Origin of the sequence: Streptomyces sp. Mut1 (assembly GCF_030719295.1) — a bacterium.
GTDB lineage: Bacteria > Actinomycetota > Actinomycetes > Streptomycetales > Streptomycetaceae > Streptomyces > Streptomyces castrisilvae.
Genome location: NZ_CP120997.1, coordinates 3,583,399 through 3,601,675, shown reverse-complemented (window position 1 = coordinate 3,601,675; position 18,277 = coordinate 3,583,399). Strand labels below are relative to the sequence as shown.

General features: G+C 68.9%; 18 protein-coding genes, 1 tRNA gene and 1 pseudogene. 10 read left to right on the top strand and 10 right to left on the bottom strand.

Annotated elements, in window-relative coordinates; genetic code table 11:
- Window positions 1-93 precede the first annotated feature (93 nt).
- Window positions 94-252, bottom strand: a complete 159-nt coding sequence (locus P8A18_RS15485; protein WP_306055168.1) for a hypothetical protein — start codon at window positions 250-252, stop codon at window positions 94-96.
- Here P8A18_RS15485 and P8A18_RS15480 point away from each other — a divergent pair.
- Together P8A18_RS15480 and P8A18_RS15475 are read left to right on the top strand one after the other, a co-directional pair.
- Window positions 248-799: pseudogene (locus P8A18_RS15480) on the top strand (tyrosine-type recombinase/integrase); the annotation flags it as partial. The gene P8A18_RS15485 and the pseudogene P8A18_RS15480 overlap by 5 nt on opposite strands.
- 778 nt (window positions 800-1,577) lie before the next feature.
- Window positions 1,578-2,012, top strand: a complete 435-nt coding sequence (locus P8A18_RS15475; RefSeq protein ID WP_306055167.1) for a hypothetical protein — start codon at window positions 1,578-1,580, stop codon at window positions 2,010-2,012.
- A gap of 263 nt (window positions 2,013-2,275) precedes the next feature.
- Here P8A18_RS15475 and P8A18_RS15470 read toward each other — a convergent pair.
- Window positions 2,276-2,346 (bottom strand) — tRNA-Gly (locus P8A18_RS15470).
- 432 nt (window positions 2,347-2,778) lie between these two features.
- On the opposite strand from P8A18_RS15470, the gene dcd reads away from it, so the two are divergent.
- Window positions 2,779-3,354 carry a dCTP deaminase gene (gene dcd, locus P8A18_RS15465; RefSeq protein ID WP_026249506.1) on the top strand — a complete coding sequence of 192 codons (576 nt, stop codon included), beginning with the start codon at window positions 2,779-2,781 and terminating at the stop codon, window positions 3,352-3,354.
- Between the two features lie 6 nt (window positions 3,355-3,360).
- Complete coding sequence (locus P8A18_RS15460; RefSeq protein WP_306055163.1) at window positions 3,361-3,861, top strand: phosphoribosyltransferase; 501 nt, start codon at window positions 3,361-3,363, stop codon at window positions 3,859-3,861.
- A 102-nt stretch (window positions 3,862-3,963) separates the two neighbouring features.
- Here the strand turns inward: P8A18_RS15460 and P8A18_RS15455 are convergent, their stop codons facing one another.
- The 3 genes from P8A18_RS15455 to P8A18_RS15445 all read right to left on the bottom strand — a co-directional run bounded on the left by P8A18_RS15455 (window position 3,964) and on the right by P8A18_RS15445 (window position 8,252).
- Window positions 3,964-4,947 carry a Yip1 family protein gene (locus P8A18_RS15455; protein ID WP_306055161.1) on the bottom strand — a complete coding sequence of 328 codons (984 nt, stop codon included), beginning with the start codon at window positions 4,945-4,947 and terminating at the stop codon, window positions 3,964-3,966.
- Window positions 4,948-5,156: 209 nt separating this feature from the next.
- Window positions 5,157-7,424, bottom strand: coding sequence for a (Fe-S)-binding protein (locus tag P8A18_RS15450; RefSeq protein WP_306055159.1), 2,268 nt, complete (start codon window positions 7,422-7,424; stop codon window positions 5,157-5,159).
- A 150-nt stretch (window positions 7,425-7,574) separates the two neighbouring features.
- Window positions 7,575-8,252 (bottom strand): sugar transferase, encoded by a 678-nt coding sequence (locus tag P8A18_RS15445; RefSeq protein ID WP_306055157.1) that lies wholly within the window; start codon window positions 8,250-8,252, stop codon window positions 7,575-7,577.
- Window positions 8,253-8,502: 250 nt separating this feature from the next.
- Here P8A18_RS15445 and dnaK point away from each other — a divergent pair, with 250 nt between their 5' ends.
- From dnaK to P8A18_RS15425, 4 genes are all read left to right on the top strand, one after another.
- Complete coding sequence (gene dnaK / locus P8A18_RS15440; RefSeq protein ID WP_018551082.1) at window positions 8,503-10,362, top strand: molecular chaperone DnaK; 1,860 nt, start codon at window positions 8,503-8,505, stop codon at window positions 10,360-10,362.
- A complete protein-coding gene (gene grpE / locus P8A18_RS15435) occupies window positions 10,359-11,009 on the top strand; it encodes a nucleotide exchange factor GrpE (RefSeq protein WP_306055154.1) in 651 nt (216 codons plus the stop codon). The genes dnaK and grpE overlap by 4 nt, the downstream gene beginning before the upstream one ends.
- Before the next feature lie 132 nt (window positions 11,010-11,141).
- Window positions 11,142-12,332, top strand: coding sequence for a molecular chaperone DnaJ (gene dnaJ, locus P8A18_RS15430; protein WP_306055152.1), 1,191 nt, complete (start codon window positions 11,142-11,144; stop codon window positions 12,330-12,332).
- A 1-nt stretch (window position 12,333) separates the two neighbouring features.
- Window positions 12,334-12,780 (top strand): heat shock protein transcriptional repressor HspR, encoded by a 447-nt coding sequence (locus tag P8A18_RS15425; protein WP_093899393.1) that lies wholly within the window; start codon window positions 12,334-12,336, stop codon window positions 12,778-12,780.
- A gap of 24 nt (window positions 12,781-12,804) precedes the next feature.
- Here the strand turns inward: P8A18_RS15425 and P8A18_RS15420 are convergent, their stop codons facing one another.
- The 4 genes from P8A18_RS15420 to P8A18_RS15405 form a co-directional block, all read right to left on the bottom strand.
- A complete protein-coding gene (locus P8A18_RS15420; RefSeq protein WP_306055150.1) occupies window positions 12,805-13,809 on the bottom strand; it encodes a helix-turn-helix transcriptional regulator in 1,005 nt (334 codons plus the stop codon).
- Window positions 13,809-14,777 (bottom strand): helix-turn-helix domain-containing protein, encoded by a 969-nt coding sequence (locus tag P8A18_RS15415; RefSeq protein WP_306055148.1) that lies wholly within the window; start codon window positions 14,775-14,777, stop codon window positions 13,809-13,811. The genes P8A18_RS15420 and P8A18_RS15415 overlap by 1 nt, the downstream gene beginning before the upstream one ends.
- The gene (locus P8A18_RS15410) at window positions 14,774-15,757 is read right to left on the bottom strand and encodes a LuxR C-terminal-related transcriptional regulator (RefSeq protein WP_306055146.1); all 984 of its coding nucleotides are present in this window, start codon (window positions 15,755-15,757) and stop codon (window positions 14,774-14,776) included. The genes P8A18_RS15415 and P8A18_RS15410 overlap by 4 nt, the downstream gene beginning before the upstream one ends.
- Before the next feature lie 188 nt (window positions 15,758-15,945).
- Window positions 15,946-16,956, bottom strand: coding sequence for a helix-turn-helix transcriptional regulator (locus P8A18_RS15405; RefSeq protein WP_306055144.1), 1,011 nt, complete (start codon window positions 16,954-16,956; stop codon window positions 15,946-15,948).
- Window positions 16,957-17,057: 101 nt separating this feature from the next.
- On the opposite strand from P8A18_RS15405, the gene P8A18_RS15400 reads away from it, so the two are divergent.
- Both P8A18_RS15400 and P8A18_RS15395 read left to right on the top strand, forming a co-directional pair.
- Window positions 17,058-17,354, top strand: coding sequence for a 5'-nucleotidase (locus P8A18_RS15400; RefSeq protein ID WP_306055142.1), 297 nt, complete (start codon window positions 17,058-17,060; stop codon window positions 17,352-17,354).
- Window positions 17,351-17,671 carry a Rieske (2Fe-2S) protein gene (locus P8A18_RS15395; protein ID WP_018551090.1) on the top strand — a complete coding sequence of 107 codons (321 nt, stop codon included), beginning with the start codon at window positions 17,351-17,353 and terminating at the stop codon, window positions 17,669-17,671. The genes P8A18_RS15400 and P8A18_RS15395 overlap by 4 nt, the downstream gene beginning before the upstream one ends.
- Window positions 17,672-17,770: 99 nt before the next feature.
- Here the strand turns inward: P8A18_RS15395 and P8A18_RS15390 are convergent, their stop codons facing one another.
- The gene (locus P8A18_RS15390) at window positions 17,771-18,175 is read right to left on the bottom strand and encodes a pyridoxamine 5'-phosphate oxidase family protein (RefSeq protein WP_306055138.1); all 405 of its coding nucleotides are present in this window, start codon (window positions 18,173-18,175) and stop codon (window positions 17,771-17,773) included.
- Window positions 18,176-18,277 lie beyond the last annotated feature (102 nt).

Here is an 18,277-nt window from a genome sequence, read left to right as displayed (position 1 = left end):
TTTCCTTGCCTTTCGACCGCCCGGTGAGTCCGGGCCGGCCGGGTGCGTCACGCTAGCGTCACCACCCGGCGCGGCCCTCTTCGTGCAGGTGAATCAACCAGCGTGCTGATTCAGGAGATTGACGAGTGCGGGCAGCGCCTCAGCGGCGGTTGCCTGGCATACCAGATCACCGTCCTGGGGCCCCTCCAGCGGGTACGGCATGAACTGGCCGTCGTGCCAGAAGCCCTCCGGGTCCAGGTAGACGATCCCCATGCGGCCGGAGGAGCAGGCCGCCCTCAGGCGCCCAGACGTCACGCTCGAACCTCTCGCGGTCAAGATCCGGGACGCTGCACCCGAACTGACCACCGGGCGTCGCGTCGAAGGCGACACCAAGTCGGCCGCGGGAAGGCGAACCGTCTTCCTGCCCGCCTTCCTGTACATCGAGGTGAAGCGTCACCTCGACTGGTACGCCGAGAAGGAACCCGACGGGCTCCTGTTCGTCGGGGAGAGGGGCGCCCCCTTCCGCCGGTCCACCTTCGGCCGCAAGTGGCGCAGGGCTCGGACCAAGGCCGGCCTGCTGGAGGACTTCCGCTTCTACGACCTCCGGCACACCGGCCACACCTTGTCCACCCAGTCGGGCGCCACGCTCAAGGACACGATGGTCCGCGCCGGCCAGTCCTCGGAGAGGGCGGTGCTGATCTATCAGCACTCCGACGGCGAGCGGCAGCAGGAGGTCGCGGACGGCATCAATGACCTGGGCCGTGCCCAACGGATCAAGGCAGCGGAAGTCGTTGGGTCGCAGAGCGCTCGCGAAGCCTAACGAGCAGACCGGCTCGGGGCTGTCCGAACACAGCCCTGAGCTCGATACGTATCGGAGTTCGGCCGACGTGCCGCGTGCTTCCACAGCGGCGGACGTGGATACGCCTCCGGAGTAGCCATCTTCGGTCTTGCTGTCAGGCGTTGCATCTACGCTGCCTCTCACCGAGGACACAGGGGGAACGGTGAGTGGTGCAGGATCGCCGCAGCGATGGCATCCAGTTCAGAGAGTGCACAATCGGCAGGTTGAGAAACATGTGGGGCGGGCGGAAAAGGCTGCCGCTGATCTGGCCGTCGCCTTCGATACGCACAGTGTCCGTAAGGCACTTGCATTTCGATGGGCCCCCTATCTGCTGAGACTGCGGCGAGTGCTGATCTTCTTCGTGGTGCTGGGCGTTACAGCCGTTGTTACCTACCGCCCGGCTTGTCGACCTGGCGGGATCCTCGACGTTGGTCCCACGTCTTGCGGGTCCTACTCTGCTTACGTTCTCGGACCCGAGGGCGACCCGCGGGCGACTGGGGTCTTCGTCTGCGCCTCGTTGGTCCTCGTTTTCCTGTGGTCGACATGGCGCGCGGAGCACATCGCGCGGTGCTACGAGCCGCTCTACCCACTCCTCAGCTTGCTCTCGGCCAGTGGGGATCTGGTCGGTATGGCGGAAAGCCATTACACGGATGCAGGGCGACTCCGAAAGAAAGTCTGGAGAGTTGGTCTCCCTCTGCGGGAGGTCGCCGGAGACGCTGCATCTGCGTTCGGGGTTAGCCGGGCAATCCGAAAGGAACTCGTGAGCCACGTACGGCTGGTGGAGGCGACGTTTACGCAGGCGGCGGACGAACTTCTGCGGGATCGCGAGGGCGCGGCGCGGAAGCTTGGTCTGCTTGCCGCAACTGCCGCGAGCAGCATCGCCGCCGATCGCTTTCAGGAAATCCTCCCGGAGGCGCTGCTCCCGAGCGGGGAATCTGGAGAGGGCTCGTTGGCACCTGACCGGGTGGACGGCCTCCGCTTGGCGAAGGCGTGCACGTGGTCGGTACTCTGCGTAACGCTCTTCTCGCTGCTCCTCGCGGGGCTAGGTGTGCCGGCGGAGCTGATGGTGCCATTGGCGATACTGGCCTTCCCTGTGGCCGTATACGTGCTTTTGGCGGCGCGGCATGGGCTCAACGAGGCGTCACGTCTGACCCGAAGCATCAGCACGTTCTTCTCTTCGGGACCTCCGCTCTGACGCTGGCTGCTCGTACACGGCTGCGAACCGCTGTCCATGTCGAGTGGAGAGTTCCCGCTTGACCGCCCGAACGGTGACCCAGGTCACAAGGATTATGTCTCGTGATCCGAGATGCCTGGATCAGTCTTTCCTGGAGTGGGCCGCGAACGGCTCGCGAAACAGCGTCCCAATGGCGACTTAGGGCACGGGGAGGGCGCGGAGCACCCTGGGCGGTCTAGACAACAAACAAGGCCCTGGTCTCTGACCAGGGCCTCAATTCAAAGAGCGGGTGACGAGAATCGAACTCGCGCTCTGAGCTTGGGAAGCTCATGTTCTACCATTAAACTACACCCGCGTAACGCCATCGCTGATCAGCGATGCATCGTTCCACACTGTACCCCATCGCCGACCGGGTGAGGGTGACGTGGGTGTCGGGGGCGGGAGTTGGGGGCGTAGCGTGGGTGGTCGGAGTGCCGCGTGGAGTGGGGTCCTGTTCATCCCCTAATGTGGCGGTCTCGTCCACGGCTTGATGGGGAAGGGACTTGATGGACTCCATGGAGCGCACCGTCGTCCGCTGTGCCGAAGGGCACGTTTTCGCTACCAGTTCGTTTCCGATGCAGCAGCTCGGGGCCGGGCGGATCGGGCCCGGGCGGCTGATCCGTTGTCCTCGTTGTGCTCGGTTGCGGCATGCCGTGCCTGTGGTGTTCGAGCAGCGGTAGCGGGCGGGTGACAGGCGCGCGGGCGGCCCGATGGGGGCGGGCCCGCGCGTTCTGCGTATCCTCGGTGGGTGCTTCTCTCAGACAAGGACATCCGGGCCGAGATCGACGCCGGACGCGTACGTATTGATCCATTCGATGCGTCGATGGTGCAGCCGTCGAGTATCGATGTGCGTCTCGACCGCTACTTCCGGGTGTTCGAGAACCACCGTTATCCGCATATTGATCCGGCTGTCGAGCAGGTCGATCTGACGCGTACCGTCGAGCCGGACGGGGACGAGGCGTTCATCCTGCACCCCGGGGAGTTCGTGCTCGCGTCGACGTATGAGGTCATCTCGCTGCCGGACGATCTCGCGTCGCGGCTGGAGGGGAAGAGTTCGCTCGGCCGGCTCGGGCTGGTCACGCATTCCACGGCCGGGTTCATCGACCCGGGCTTCTCCGGGCACGTGACCCTGGAGCTGTCGAATCTGGCGACGCTGCCGATAAAGCTGTGGCCGGGGATGAAGATCGGTCAGCTGTGCATGTTCCGGCTGAGTTCTCCTTCGGAGTTTCCTTACGGCTCCGAGCGGTACGGATCTCGTTATCAGGGGCAGCGGGGGCCGACCGCGTCGCGCTCCTTCCTGAATTTCCACCGGACGCAGGTGTGACGGTCGATGGGTGACGACGTGCGGGAGAACCTGACGTACGACGGCTTCGGGCTTGCCGTGCGGGAGCTGGCGCAGGCGGTGGCCGACGACGGGTACGAGCCGGATGTGGTGCTGAGCATCGCGCGGGGCGGGGTGTTCGTCGCGGGTGGTCTCGCGTACGCGCTGGACTGCAAGAACATTCACCTGGTGAACGTGGAGTTCTATACGGGTGTGGGCACCACGTTGGAAATGCCGGTGATGCTGGCGCCCGTGCCCAACGCCATCGACTTCTCGGCCAAGAAGGTCCTGATCGCCGACGATGTCGCCGATACCGGGAAGACGCTGAAGCTGGTGCGTGATTTCTGCGTCGATCACGTTGCCGAGGTGCGGTCCGCGGTCATCTACGAGAAGCCCCAGTCGCTCGTGAAATGCGAGTACGTCTGGAAGAAGACCGATCGCTGGATCAACTTCCCGTGGAGTGTGGAGAAGCCCGTCGTGCGGCGCGGTGGGCAGGTTCTCGACGCCTGAGTGGGTACGCGATGAGCGAGTAAGCGGGTGGAAATGGGTGGGCCCGGTGGTGGATTTCTCCGTCACCGGGCCCTTTTTGGTCTTTCGGTGTGCCTCGGGTCCTCAGATCGTGCCGAGTTTCAGGATCGACACCAGCGCCAGCAGCTGGATCGCCGACGCGCCCAGTGCCTTCGGCCACGGCAGGTCGTGCGACTTGCTCACCATGGAGGTGAGGAGCGCCGCCGCGGCCAGCCAGGTGATCCAGCCGAGGATCACGACCAGGGAGTTCTCGCCGCCCAGGAACATCGCGAACACCAGGCGCGGGACGTCCGTGAGGGACATGATCAGCATGGACAGGCCCACCGTCGGCTGCCACGAGCCGTCGCCGCCGAGCTGGCGGGCGAGCGTGTGGGTGACCGCGCCCAGGACCAGGCCGCCGAGCACGAAGCAGACGCCCGTGATGAGGACGTACGGGACGGCGCTGGAGACAGGGGCGCGGATCGCGTCTTCGCGGGCCTCGTCGAAGCCGAAGAGGGCCAGCAGGCCGTAGAGGAACGTCACGATCAGGGCGGGACCCCAGACCGGGTAGTCCCGCATCTGCCAGAACGTCGGGCCGGGGCGCGTCACTATGCCGCTGAGCAGCTGCTTCCAGTGCAGGCGCGGGCCCACGGGCGGGGCGGGGGCGTGGCCGGCGCGGTAGGCGTTGCCGTCGTTGTACGGCTCCTCGCCGATGCTGAACGCCTGCGTGTGGCCGGGGTTGTTCGCGTACGGATCGCCGTGGTGCGGGCCGCCCTGCTGGGGGTACGGGTCACCGAAGTACTCGGGTTCGTCGGGGCCGCCGCCCTGGTAGCCGCCGTCGCCCGGGTAGCCGCCGGGGTGGTGCGGGCCGCCGGGGTGGTTGTAGCCGTTGCCGGCGGGGTAGGCACCGCCGTCGTTGTAGCCCGGTGCGGCGTGGTGCGGGGCGTTGTTCCCTCCCGTCGGCGGCCATTGCTGCTGTCCGTACGGCGGCGGGGGTGCCTGATTGCCGTACGGCTGCTGCCGCGGTTGCTGTTGCCCTTGCTGCGGGGTGCGGTTGTCCCGGCCGCGTCCGATCCTGAATCCAGCCACCCATCGAACGTACCTGCTCCATCGGGGGCGGGTGCCGGGGCGGCGGAACTGGCCGGCCTTTGACGCTCAGCTGTGACATCCCCTAGGGGGTCCCCGAGGGGCTGCCACCAGCACGCCGCGGGGGAAAGCAGAAGCGGGAAAAGCGGAAGCGGCCGGTCCTGCCCCCGAGGCAGGTCCGACCGCTTCGCTCCGCCGTGGCGCGGGCCCGGCTACTTCGCCGGTTCCGGCTCCGGTGCGTCGGCCGATTCCGGCTCGCCCGCCGGGTCGGCCGGGGTCTTCACGGAGTCGAGCAGCAACTGCGACACGTCGACCACCTGGATGGACTCCTTCGCCTTGCCGTCGTTCTTCTTGCCGTTGACCGAGTCGGTCAGCATGACCAGGCAGAACGGGCAGGCCGTGGAGACGATGTCCGGGTTGAGGGAGAGGGCCTCGTCGACGCGCTCGTTGTTGACGCGCTTGCCGATCCGCTCCTCCATCCACATCCGGGCACCACCGGCGCCGCAGCAGAAGCCGCGCTCCTTGTGGCGGTGCATCTCCTCGTTCCGCAGTCCCGGGACCTTGGCGATGATCTCGCGCGGGGGCGTGTAGATCTTGTTGTGACGGCCCAGGTAGCAGGGGTCGTGGTACGTGATCAGGCCCTCGACCGGGGTCACCGGGATCAGCTTGCCCTCGTCGATGAGGTGCTGGAGCAGCTGCGTGTGGTGGATGACCTCGTACTCGCCGCCGAGCTGCGGGTACTCGTTGGCGATGGTGTTGAAGCAGTGCGGGCAGGTCGCGACGATCTTCTTCGTCGCCCTGGCCTTCTTGGTGGAGTCATCCTCGTCGTCCTCGCCGAACGCCATATTCAGCATCGCGACGTTCTCCTGACCGAGCTGCTGGAACAGCGGCTCGTTGCCCAGGCGGCGAGCCGAGTCACCCGTGCACTTCTCGTCGCCGCCCATGATCGCGAACTTGACGCCCGCGATGTGCAGGAGCTCGGCGAAGGCCTTGGTGGTCTTCTTCGCGCGGTCCTCCAGGGCGCCGGCGCAGCCGACCCAGTAGAGGTAGTCGACCTCGGTGAGGTCCTCGATGTCCTTGCCGACGATCGGGACGTCGAAGTCGACCTCCTTGGTCCACTCGACGCGCTGCTTCTTGGCGAGCCCCCAGGGGTTGCCCTTCTTCTCCAGGTTCTTGAGCATGGTCCCCGCCTCGGACGGGAATGCGGACTCGATCATCACCTGGTAGCGGCGCATGTCGACGATGTGGTCGACGTGCTCGATGTCGACCGGGCACTGCTCCACGCACGCACCGCAGGTGGTGCAGGACCAGAGGACGTCCGGGTCGATGACGCCGTTCTCCTCCAGCGTGCCGATCAGGGGGCGCTCGGCCTCCGCGAGGGCGGCCGCGGGGACGTCCTTCAGCTGCTCGGCCGAGGCCTTCTCCTCGCCCTCCATGTCCTTGCCGCCGCCGGCCAGCAGGTACGGGGCCTTGGCGTGCGCGTGGTCGCGCAGGGACATGATCAGGAGCTTCGGGGAGAGCGGCTTGCCGGTGTTCCAGGCGGGGCACTGCGACTGGCAGCGGCCGCACTCGGTGCACGTGGAGAAGTCGAGGATGCCCTTCCAGGAGAACTGCTCGACCTGGGAGACCCCGAAGACGGCGTCCTCGGCCGGGTCCTCCCAGTCGATCTCCTCGCCGCCCGAGGTCATCGGCTGGAGCGCGCCGAGCGCGACCTCGCCGTCGGCGTTCCGCTTGAACCAGATGTTCGGGAAGCCGAGGAAGCGGTGCCAGGCGACACCCATGTTGGTGTTGAGCGACACCGTGATCATCCAGATCAGCGAGGTGCCGATCTTGATCATCGCGACGAAGTAGATGAGGTTCTGAAGGGTGCCGAGTGCCAGTCCCTTGAAGGCGAGGACCAGCGGGTACGAGACGAAGTACGCGGCCTCGTAGCCGCCGACGTGGTGGATCGCGCCCTCAAGACCGCGCAGGGTCAGGATCGCCAGGCCGATGACGAGGATGACGTACTCGACGAAGTACGCCTGCCAGGCCTTCGAGCCCGCGAAGCGGGACTTGCGGCCCGCCCGGGACGGGAGGTTCAGCAGGCGGATGGCGATCAGCACGAGGATGCCGACCGTCGTCATCAGGCCGATGAACTCGATGTACAGCTCGAAGGGCAGCCATTCACCGATGATCGGCAGGACCCAGTCGGCCTTGAACAGCTGCCCGTACGCCTGGAGCAGCGTCGGCGGCAGGGTCAGGAAGCCGATGGCGACGAACCAGTGCGCGAAGCCGACGATCCCCCACCGGTTCATCCGGGTGTGGCCGAGGAATTCCTTGACCAGGGTGAGGGTGCGCTGCTTCGGGTTGTCGGTGCGACTGCCGGCCGGGACCGGCTGTCCGAGCGTGACGAACCGGTAGATCTGCGCGACGGCTCGGGCGATGAGCGCAACGCCGACCACGGTCAGCACCAGCGACACGATGATCGCGGCGAGTTGCATTGGGGGCTCCTCGGGCCTGCGAGGTGGGGATCGATCCAGCGTCTACTAGCGGGTACCGCGTGTTCCAGTGGGCACGGAGGTGATCACTGGGATTACGAGTATCGCTACTACTAAGCAGTAACTTAATCAGTCTGTGCTGACACTATCCACTTATTCCGCCGTCCTGTAGCCGGGCAGGCGGTGATCTGTGTCGCTCAGGTGTGCCTTGCCGCGCCACCGCGGGGCGCGGGCCGCCCGGCGCAGGGGGGCGCGGACCGCCTCGGCCAGGATCGCCAGGTCCAGCCGCAGTCCCTGGTGCTCCGCGTAGTGCTGGTCGAGGAGCGCCGCCTCGTCCCACGGCATTCCCGAGCGGTGGCGCACCTGGGCCAGGCCGGTCAGGCCCGGTTTCAGCTCCTGCCGCCAGTGCCGCGCGCCGCCGGAGCCGTTCCGTACGTCGCCCGGGGCCAGCGGCGCCGGGCCCACGAGGGAGAGCTCACCCCGTACGACGTGGTGCAGCCGGGAGGTGACGTCCAGTTTCAGACGGCGGGTGCGCAGTGAGCGCAGGACGAAGGGGCGGCCGTGCAACCCGGTGCGCGGGGAGTGCGTCAGTACGTCTGCCGACCGGTGCCGGACGGCGAGCGCCAGGGCGGCGGCGGCCAGCAGCGGGGAGGCCAGGAGCAGCAGGGCCGAGCCGAGGAGCACGTCGAGGGTGCGTTTGGCGGTGGGGCGGGGGAGGGGCGCGGGGGTCAGGGTGCGCAGGGTCTCGCGCGCGGTCGTCAGGCGGGATGCCCGGGGCGGCTGCCAGGGGCGCGGCCCGCGGCCCCGCTGCCCTCTCCTCTGCGTACGCATCGTTCGCACCTGCCTGGTTTCGGCGGATCGGATGCCGGTTTTGCACTGCTCGCGGCATTTTGTGACAGAACGATCCCATGCGGCCATGATGGGGAGGGTTGTATGGCCCGTCGGGCGGGCAGGTGTCGCCGGTGGCGCGGGGTGTGTGCACGTAAGTTGAGTCCACTCGACTCAGGTCTGTTGACTCCAGGACGGGAGTCATGCATCCTTGAGTCAGATCCACTCAAGTAGTCATGTTGGAGGAATCGAAATGGCACGTGCGGTCGGCATCGACCTGGGCACGACTAACTCCGTCGTCAGCGTTCTCGAAGGCGGCGAGCCCACCGTCATCACCAACGCAGAGGGCGCCAGGACCACGCCGTCCGTCGTCGCCTTCGCGAAGAACGGCGAGGTGCTGGTCGGCGAGGTCGCCAAGCGCCAGGCAGTGACCAACGTCGACAGGACCATCCGCTCCGTCAAGCGCCACATGGGCACTGACTGGAAGGTCGACCTGGACGGCAAGAGCTTCAACCCGCAGCAGATGAGCGCCTTCATCCTGCAGAAGCTCAAGCGTGACGCCGAGTCGTACCTGGGCGAGAAGGTCACCGACGCGGTGATCACCGTCCCGGCGTACTTCAACGACTCCGAGCGCCAGGCGACGAAGGAGGCCGGCGAGATCGCGGGCCTGAACGTCCTGCGTATCGTCAACGAGCCGACCGCCGCCGCGCTGGCGTACGGGCTCGACAAGGACGACCAGACGATCCTCGTCTTCGACCTCGGTGGCGGCACCTTCGACGTGTCCCTCCTGGAGATCGGCGACGGCGTCGTCGAGGTGAAGGCCACCAACGGTGACAACCAGCTCGGTGGTGACGACTGGGATCAGCGCGTCGTCGACTACCTGGTGAAGCAGTTCGCCAACGGGCACGGCGTGGACCTGTCCAAGGACAAGATGGCTCTCCAGCGTCTCCGCGAGGCCGCGGAGAAGGCGAAGATCGAGCTGTCGTCCTCGACGGAGACCACGATCAACCTGCCGTACATCACGGCGTCGGCCGAGGGCCCGCTGCACCTGGACGAGAAGCTCACGCGCTCGCAGTTCCAGCAGCTCACCGCGGACCTCCTGGACCGTTGCAAGACCCCGTTCCACAACGTCATCAAGGACGCGGGCATCCAGCTCTCCGAGATCGACCACGTCGTTCTCGTCGGTGGCTCGACCCGTATGCCGGCCGTCACCGAGCTCGTCAAGGAGCTGACCGGTGGCCAGGAGGCCAACAAGAGCGTGAACCCGGACGAGGTCGTCGCCATCGGCGCCTCGCTCCAGGCCGGTGTCCTCAAGGGCGAGGTCAAGGACGTCCTGCTCCTCGACGTCACCCCGCTGTCCCTCGGTATCGAGACCAAGGGCGGCATCATGACGAAGCTCATCGAGCGCAACACCACGATCCCGACCAAGCGCTCCGAGATCTTCACGACGGCCGAGGACAACCAGCCGTCCGTGCAGATCCAGGTCTACCAGGGCGAGCGCGAGATCGCGGCGTACAACAAGAAGCTCGGGATGTTCGAGCTGACCGGTCTGCCGCCGGCGCCGCGCGGCGTCCCGCAGATCGAGGTCGCGTTCGACATCGACGCCAACGGCATCATGCACGTCGCCGCGAAGGACCTCGGCACCGGCAAGGAGCAGAAGATGACCGTCACCGGCGGCTCCTCGCTGCCGAAGGACGAGGTCAACCGGATGCGTGAGGAGGCCGAGAAGTACGCGGAGGAGGACCACGCCCGCCGCGAGGCCGCCGAGTCGCGCAACCAGGGCGAGCAGCTCGTCTACCAGACCGAGAAGTTCCTCAAGGACAACGAGGACAAGGTCCCCGGTGACGTGAAGACGGAGGTGGAGACCGCGCTCACCGAGCTGAAGGAGAAGCTCAAGGGCGAGGACACCGCCGAGATCCGCACGGCCACCGAGAAGGTCGCGGCCGTCTCCCAGAAGCTGGGCCAGGCGATGTACGCCAACGCCCAGGCCGAGGGCGGCCCGCAGGGTGACGCGCAGCCGGGTGCCGAGCAGGCGCAGGGCGACGCCCAGGACGATGTGGTCGACGCGGAGATCGTCGACGACGAGAAGGACTCCAAGGGCGGTGCGGCGTGACCGAGGAGACTCCGGGCTTCGAGGAGAAGCCCGACGTCCCCTCCGGCGCCACCCCTGACGACGCCGAGCCGAAGGCCGCCGCCCCCTCGGACGAGGAGGCCGCGGCCCCGGCCGGGGACGCGAACCAGATCACGGCACTCACCGCGCAGCTGGACCAGGCCCGCAGTGCGCTCACCGAGCGCACCGGCGACCTCCAGCGGCTCCAGGCCGAGTACCAGAACTACCGCCGCCGCGTGGAGCGGGACCGGGTCACGGTCAAGGAGATCGCTTCGGCGAACCTCCTGTCCGAGCTCCTGCCCGTGCTCGACGACGTCGGCCGGGCCCGGGAGCACGGAGAGCTCGTGGGCGGGTTCAAGTCGGTGGCCGAATCGCTGGAGACGGTCGTCGCGAAGCTCGGCCTGCAGCAGTTCGGCAAGGAGGGCGAGCCCTTCGACCCGACGATCCACGAGGCCCTGATGCACAGCTACGCGCCGGACGTCACGGAGACGACCTGCGTAGCGATCCTGCAGCCCGGGTACCGGATCGGCGAGCGCACCATCCGTCCCGCGCGGGTCGCGGTGGCCGAGCCCCAGCCGGGCGCGGCTCCCGCGGCGGCGAAGGAAGAGAAGACAGACGACGAGGAGAGCGGTGGCGGCGAGGAGGTCTGACATTCCGTCCGATCACCTGGCAGCACACCGCCCGGCCATCAGGACCTTCCGTCCGGTCGGTGCCAGGGCCTTCGGGCCCGGCGCCGGCCGGACGGGGGGCTCCCGGCCGGTCGTCCGGAAGGAGGGACGTCGATGAGTACGAAGGACTTCGTCGAGAAGGACTACTACAAGGTTCTCGGCGTCCCCAAGGACGCCACCGACGCCGAGATCAAGAAGGCGTACCGGAAGCTCGCCCGCGAGTTCCACCCGGACGCCAACAAGGGCGACGACAAGGCGGAGGAGCGCTTCAAGGAGATCTCCGAGGCGAATGACGTCCTCGGCGACACCAAGAAGCGCAAGGAGTACGACGACGCGCGCGCCCTCTTCGGCAACGGCGGCTTCCGCGCCGGGCCCGGCGGCGCCCAGGGCAACTTCAACTTCGACCTGGGGGACCTCTTCGGAGGCGCCCAGGGCGGCGGGGGCCAGGGCGGCGCCGGCGGATTCGGCGGCGGCGGCGGGCTCGGCGACGTGTTCGGCGGCCTGTTCAACCGCGGCGGCGGCACCGGTACGCGGGTGCAGCCGCGGCGCGGCCAGGACATCGAGTCCGAGGTGACGCTCAGCTTCACCGAGGCGGTCGACGGGGCCACGGTCCCGCTGCGGATGTCCAGCCAGGCCCCCTGCAAGGCGTGCTCCGGCACCGGCGACAAGAACGGCACCCCGAGGGTGTGTCCGACCTGCGTCGGCACCGGACAGGTCTCGCGCGGCAGCGGCGGCGGCTTCTCGCTGACCGACCCGTGCGTGGACTGCAAGGGCCGCGGTCTCATCGCTCAGGACCCCTGCGACATCTGCAAGGGCAGCGGCCGGGCGCGTTCCTCGCGGACCATGCAGGTGCGGATCCCGGCGGGCGTCTCCGACGGCCAGCGCATCCGGCTGCGCGGCAAGGGCGCGCCGGGCGAGCGCGGCGGCCCGGCCGGCGACCTGTACGTCGTGGTCCATGTCGACGCCCACCCGGTCTTCGGCCGCAGGGGCGACAACCTCACCGTCACGGTGCCCGTCACCTTCACGGAGGCGGCGCTCGGCGGCGAGGTGAAGGTCCCCACGCTCGGCGGGCCGCCCGTCACGCTGAAGCTTCCGGCCGGCACCCCGAATGGGCGTACGATGCGGGCCCGCGGCAAGGGCGCGGTCCGTAAGGACGGCACCCGGGGCGACCTCCTGGTCACCGTCGAGGTGACCGTGCCCACCGACCTCGGCACCGAGGCCAGGGACGCGCTGGAGGCCTACCGGAAGGCGACCGCGGGCCAGGACCCGCGGGCGGAGCTGTTCCAGGCGGCGAAGGGAGCTTGAGGTGGACGGCCGACGGCGTAATCCGTACGAACTGACCGACGAGTCCCCGGTGTACGTGATCTCGATCGCGGCCCAGCTCTCGGGCCTGCATCCGCAGACGCTGCGCCAGTACGACCGCCTCGGCCTGGTCTCCCCCGACCGTACGGCCGGACGCGGCCGGCGCTACTCGGCCCGTGACATCGAGCTGCTGCGCACCGTGCAGCAGCTGTCGCAGGACGAGGGCATCAACCTCGCCGGCATCAAGCGCATCATCGAGCTGGAGAACCAGGTCGCGGCCCTTCAGCAGCGCGTCGCCGAACTCTCGGCGGCCGTGGACGGCGCCGCGGTGGCGATGCAGCAGCGCGAGGCCCAGGTCCACGCCTCGTACCGGCGCGACCTGGTCCCGTACCAGGATGTGCAGCAGACCAGCGCGCTGGTGGTCTGGCGGCCCAAGCGGCCGAAGGACTGAGCGGCCCCGCGCGTACGCGGCCCGTCATCCCGGTGTTCCGGGCATGGCGGGCCGCGTCGTCATGTGCGGGGTCTGTGCGACGCCTGTACGGACGAGGAGGACGCCGAGGTGGGTGCGGCTGGTGGCCCCGAGGGTCCGCATGAGCTTGGCGATGTGCGCGCGGCAGGTGCGGACGCTGATGCCGAGGGTGCGGGCGACGGCCTCGTCCTGGTTTCCCTCGACGAGCAGGCGCGCGATGCTCTGCTGGACGGCGGTGACGGGTGCGCCGGGCACCGCGGTGGGCAGCGGCTCGCTGAACGGTGTGGCGCGGGCCCAGAGGACGTCGTACAGCTGCGCCAGGTAGCGGACGAGCGCGGGGTGGCGGATCTCCAGGGCGGCGCTGCGGTCGGGGGTGGCGGGCAGGTAGGCGACCTTGCGGTCGAAGATCATGAGGCGGTCGACCGCCTGCTCCACCGTGCGGACCTGGAGGAGGTCGCCGGGCAGCCGTTCCAGATACGCCTTGAGCCCCGGGCCGTAGCGCGCCGAGTGCTGGTAGATGTGGCGCAGCCGGACGTTCCGCTCGACGGTGGGCAGGGTGCTGGACAGCGCCACCCGGAGCATCTCGGGTGAGCGGGTGCTGCCGGGCTGGAGGGTGAGGATCTCGTCGTTCGCCTCCTCCAGGGCGGCGCTGATGGCCGCCTGGATGGTGGACTGCCCGGCGATGACGCTGATGGCGAGGTCCGGGGGCCGGTCGGTGAGCGCGTCGAGCGCCCCCAGCGTCCGGGCCAGGCGGCCGGCGGTCCGTACCTGCTCCAGGATGTCCCGGGCCAGGGGGTGCAGCAGCTGTGCCAGGGCCGCCGACGGCGGTACGGGGCGCAGCCACTGGCCGTCGCCGGGGTCGGGCGCGAGCAGGGCGTTGTCGGTGAGGCAGGGCACGTGGGCGGCGGCGGAGCGGGCGACGCGGCCGTGGGACAGGGCCTGGGTGTAGAGGCCGACGGCCTCGTCGCACAGTGCGTGGCCGCTGTGGCCGTGTCCGGGTGACGGGGGCATTACCGGGCGGGCTCCGCGAGATCGGAGCGGACGAGGAGGGCGCCGAGGTGGGTGCGGCTGGTGGCGCCGAGGGTCCGCATCAGCCGGGAGATGTGGGCGCGGCAGGTGCGGACGCTGATGCCGAGTTTCTCGGCGACCGCCTGGTCCGCGTACCCCTCGACGAGGAGGCGGGCGATGCTGAGCTGGACGGCGGTGGCCGGGGCTCCGGGGACCGCGGTCGGCAGGCTCTCGGTGAAGGGTGTGGCCCCGGCCCAGAGCGTCTCGTAGACGTCCGCCAGGTAGCGGACGAGGGCGGGGTGGCGGATCTCCAGGGCGGTACTGCTGTCGGGGTCGGCGGGGATGTAGGCGGTCTCGCGGTCGAAGATGAGGAGGCGGCCGACGCTCTGCTCCATCGTGCGGATCTGGAGGCGGCCGGAGGGGATCTCCGTCAGGTACTCCCTGAGCCGGGGGCTGTAGCGCGCCGGGTGCTGGTAGAGGTGTCTGAGCCGTCCTCCCGCCGCGATGACGTACTCGGCGTTCGCCAGGCCCTGCCGCATGTTGGCGGCCATGCGGTTGCCGCCGGGCTGGGCGGTCAGCACTTCCTCCCGGGCCGACCGCGAGGCGTTGCGGAGCGCCGCGCGGATCCTGTCCCGCCCTTCGAGCACGGTGATCGAGCGGCTGGGGTCGTCACCGGCCGTCGCGGCCAGCGGCATCAGCGACCGGGTCAGCGCGGTGGCCAGCCGCAGGCGCGCGTCGATCTCCCGGCTGAGGGGGTCCAGCAGCCGGGCCAGGGCCGCGGACGGTGGTACGGGGCGCAGCCACGCGGCGTCCCGCGGATCGGGCAGGAGCAGGGCGAGGCCGACGAGGCAGGGGGCCTGTCCGAGGGCGCTGCGGGCGATGCGGCCGGCGGTGAGGGCCTCCGCGTAGAGGGTGAGGCCGGGCTCGCACAGCTCCCGCTCGCCGTGGGGGTGCGGCGCCGGTCCGGTCATTTCCCGGCGCCTTCCACGATGCCGGACTGGACGAGGAGGGCGCCGAGGTGGGTGCGGCTGGTGGCGCCGAGGGTCTGCATGAGCTTGGAGATGTGGGCGCGGCAGGTGCGGACGCTGATGCCGAGCTTGCGGGCCACGATCTGGTCGGTGTTCCCCTCGGCGAGGAGGCGGGCGACGCTCAGCTGGGCGGTGGTGACCGAGGTGTGGGGCGCGGTGGCCTGCTGGAGGGGGGCCGAGAGCGGTTTGGCCTGGGCCCAGAGCACTTCGTACACCTGGATCAGGTAGCGGACGAGCGCGGGGTGGCGGATCTCCAGGGCGACGTCGCGGTCGGCGCTGGCGGGGATGAAGGCGACGGTGCGGTCGAAGACGAAGAGGCGCTCGACGGTCTGCTCGATGGTGCGGACCTGGATGTGGCCGGCCGGCACCTCTTGCAGGTACGCCTTGATGGCCGGGCTGTAGCGGGCCGGGTGCTGGTAGATGTGGCGCAGCGTCACCCCCCGGTCGGCCATGGCCTGGGCGCGGCCCAGCGCCTTCTTGAGCTGGTCGACGGGCCGGCTGCCGCTGGGCTGGAGGGTCAGGACCTCCGTCCGCGCGCCGTCCGTGGCGTTCTGGATGGCCGCGTCGATCAGCGGGATGCCTTCGAGGACGGTGATGGCGAGGTTGGGGTCGGTGCTGGCGACGGAGGCCAGGGGGGCCAGGGAGTCGGCCAGGGCTGCGGAGAGCCTGATGCGCTCGTGGATCTCCCGGGTGACGGGTTGCAGCAGGTGGGCGAGGGCCGCGGCGGGCGGCACCGGGCGCATCCAGTCGTTGTCCTGCGGGTCGGGGTGGACGAGCGCCAACTCGGTGAGGCAGGGAGCGGGTTCCAGCGCGGTCCGGGGTATGCGTCCCGCGCTGAGCGCCTCGGTGTAGATCCTGACCGCCGCTGCGCACAGTTCGAGGTCTCCGTGCGGGTGGTGCGCTATGTCCTCGTCCTTGCCCATTCGTGACCCCCCACTTTTGGCAGTGCAGCAAGATGAAGGTGGTGGAAGCGTAATCCCCGGGGCAGTGTGGACGTGCCGGGGGAGCCGGGAACTTCCCCGGCTGATCCAGGGCGTGGCCACGCTTCTCCCCCGTTGGGTGGCCGTGCCTTGCCGGCCCGGGGGGTGGGGATCTTTGGGGTCCGGCCCGGTCAGGAGTCCTGTTCCAGGATTCCTGACCGGGCGATCAAGTAGCCGAGCTGGGCTCGGCTGTTGCTGCCGAGCGCGGCGGCGAGTTTGGCGACGTGCGCCCGGCAGGTGCGGACGTTCATACCGAGGCGGCGGGCGATCGAGTCGTCCACATGGCCCTCGATGAGGAGCTGGGCGATGGAGTACTGGACTCCGCTGATGCCCAGTGGGATCGGCTCGTACTTGATCTCCTCGCGCAGCGGAGCGGCCCGGTTCCAGAGTTGCTCGAACACGTTGGCCAGGTACTCGACGAGTCCGGGATGGCGCAGTTCCAGGGCGACCTGACGGTCGTCCTGGGCGGGGATGAAGGCCACCGTCCGGTCGAACACGATCAGGCGCTCGACGAGTTCCTCGAGTGTGCGGATCTCCACGTTGCTGTCGGCCATGCGTTCCGCGTACGCGAGTGTGCTGGGACTGTGCCGCACGGTGTGCTGGTAGAGGGTGCGCATCCGGACGCCTCGCTGGACGACGGAGAGGCCGCGGTCCAGCGACTTGCTCAGGCGGTCCTCGATGCGGCCGCCGCCCGGCTGGACGGTGAGGACCTCGGTACGGCACTCCGCCGTGGCCTGGTCGAGCGCGGCGTTGATGCGGTTGACACCCTCCAGCACGGTGATCGCGTGGGTGACCGGAGGGCCCTGTGTGCTGATGTCCATGAATGGCTCGAACGATTCGGTCAGCTGAACCGAATGCTTGCGGCGTTCCAGGATCTCCCGCTCCAGCGGATGGAGGTGCTGAGCCAGGGCAACCGAAGGGGGGACTGGTCGGAGCCATGCCGCGTCGTCCGGATCGGGGTGCAGGAGGGCGAAATCTATGAGGCAGGGTGCCGCTTCGATGTCGGCCCGCGCTATACGCCCCAGACGCAACGCACTGGCGTAAAGACGCGCCCCGGCCTGGCAAAGTTCGGTGATCCCATGAGGATGTGCCGGATTGGTGCTTTTTGTGGCCATATCTTCACCCCCCAGGTTCCTGAACATACAGGAACATGATGCATCTCCTCAGTGGTGCTTGCGTGCCCCTGTAAGACATCGTCTTTGGTGCGGGGGAGAAGAATCCACAAGTGAGGACGAAGCCGACTATGTATAAGCGAATGCTTCGCTCGGCGCTTGCCGCCTCGTTCGTTGCGGCCCTGGGTATAGGGCTGTTGGGCGGCAGCGGCTTTGGGCAGGGCGGCGATGGGGCTGTCGCTGCCGGGGACATCGGCTGGACCGCGCCGCCCGCCAAGTCGGACATCGGGTGGACCGCTTCGCCTGCCGGGTCGGACATCGGCTGGACCGTTTCGCCTGCCGGGTCGGACATCGGCTGGACCGTTTCGCCCACCGGTTCGGACATCGGCTGGACCACTGCGCCGGCCGGTTCCACCGCAGTCGCATGACCACCCCACCGGACGACCGGACCTTCCGGCGCGAGATGGCGACCGCCTACCGGTCAGGGTGGCATTTCATCGATCTCGTCACGGCGCTGCCCCGCCGTGGTGACTCGTTGATGGTCACTCTGTTCGGCGACCCGGTCGTCGTCGCCCGGGAGGACGACGGCGAGGTCCGGGCCTACCGATGCCTGCGCAAGCCGCGGGGTGCGCCGCAGCCGGTGCGCTGCGCCATCCGGTACGACATGATTTTTGTGAACCTCGCACAGCGTGACCACCAGCTGTTCGAACCCGAAGCCATTTCCGCCACCCCCCGCAGTGCCTGAGCGATCCCCCGTCGTTCCACGTCGCTCAGTCACTCCCCCACACAGCGGCGCCACCGTGACCTGAACACGGTGGCGCCGTTGTGCTGTGTCCGGACGCGCTCAGCCGCGGCCGAGCGCCCGGTCGAGGGTGATCTCGATGACGACCCGGTCGGGGTTGGGCGAGGGCACCCGGTCGTAGCGTTCGGTGTGACGGCGTACCGCCTCCGCGACCCGCTCCGGGTCGGTGCTGATCCGGGCCACGCCCTCCAGAGTCGCCCAGCGGCGGCGGTGCACCTGGCACGCCGCGACGCGGGCGCCGTCCGGGCCGGCGGCCAGGATGTTGGCGACCTTGCGGCTGTGCTGGTTGGTGATGACGCGGGCGAGGCCGGCCTCGGGGTCGTAGGTCACGCACACCGGCACCACGTGCGGGGTGCCGTCGGGGCGGACCGTGGTGAGCGTGCACACGTGGTTCTCACGCCAGAACGCGAGGTACTCGGGGCCGGGATGGTGTACGTCGACTGCCATGGGCCACAGCGTAGGCGGGGCGCGGGGCGCTGCGGTGGCGGGTCCCCGGGGCGGCGGTTTCACTCGGAGGAGGGGCGGGGCCGGGGTTTCGCCTTGAGTGGA

What these genes read in the sequence shown, in the direction of transcription:
- P8A18_RS15390 (WP_306055138.1), bottom strand. Translation starts at nt 18,175, where the DNA reads ATGGCAGTCGACGTACACCATCCCGGCCCCGAGTACCTCGCGTTCTGG.
- P8A18_RS15395 (WP_018551090.1), top strand. Translation starts at nt 17,351, where the DNA reads ATGACCACCCCACCGGACGACCGGACCTTCCGGCGCGAGATGGCGACC.
- P8A18_RS15450 (WP_306055159.1), bottom strand. Translation starts at nt 7,424, where the DNA reads ATGCAACTCGCCGCGATCATCGTGTCGCTGGTGCTGACCGTGGTCGGC.
- P8A18_RS15485 (WP_306055168.1), bottom strand. Translation starts at nt 252, where the DNA reads ATGGGGATCGTCTACCTGGACCCGGAGGGCTTCTGGCACGACGGCCAG.
- P8A18_RS15460 (WP_306055163.1), top strand. Translation starts at nt 3,361, where the DNA reads ATGGGTGACGACGTGCGGGAGAACCTGACGTACGACGGCTTCGGGCTT.
- P8A18_RS15405 (WP_306055144.1), bottom strand. Translation starts at nt 16,956, where the DNA reads ATGTTCAGGAACCTGGGGGGTGAAGATATGGCCACAAAAAGCACCAAT.
- P8A18_RS15410 (WP_306055146.1), bottom strand. Translation starts at nt 15,757, where the DNA reads ATGGGCAAGGACGAGGACATAGCGCACCACCCGCACGGAGACCTCGAA.
- P8A18_RS15400 (WP_306055142.1), top strand. Translation starts at nt 17,058, where the DNA reads ATGTATAAGCGAATGCTTCGCTCGGCGCTTGCCGCCTCGTTCGTTGCG.
- dnaJ (WP_306055152.1), top strand. Translation starts at nt 11,142, where the DNA reads ATGAGTACGAAGGACTTCGTCGAGAAGGACTACTACAAGGTTCTCGGC.
- P8A18_RS15420 (WP_306055150.1), bottom strand. Translation starts at nt 13,809, where the DNA reads ATGCCCCCGTCACCCGGACACGGCCACAGCGGCCACGCACTGTGCGAC.
- dnaK (WP_018551082.1), top strand. Translation starts at nt 8,503, where the DNA reads ATGGCACGTGCGGTCGGCATCGACCTGGGCACGACTAACTCCGTCGTC.
- P8A18_RS15415 (WP_306055148.1), bottom strand. Translation starts at nt 14,777, where the DNA reads ATGACCGGACCGGCGCCGCACCCCCACGGCGAGCGGGAGCTGTGCGAG.
- P8A18_RS15445 (WP_306055157.1), bottom strand. Translation starts at nt 8,252, where the DNA reads ATGCGTACGCAGAGGAGAGGGCAGCGGGGCCGCGGGCCGCGCCCCTGG.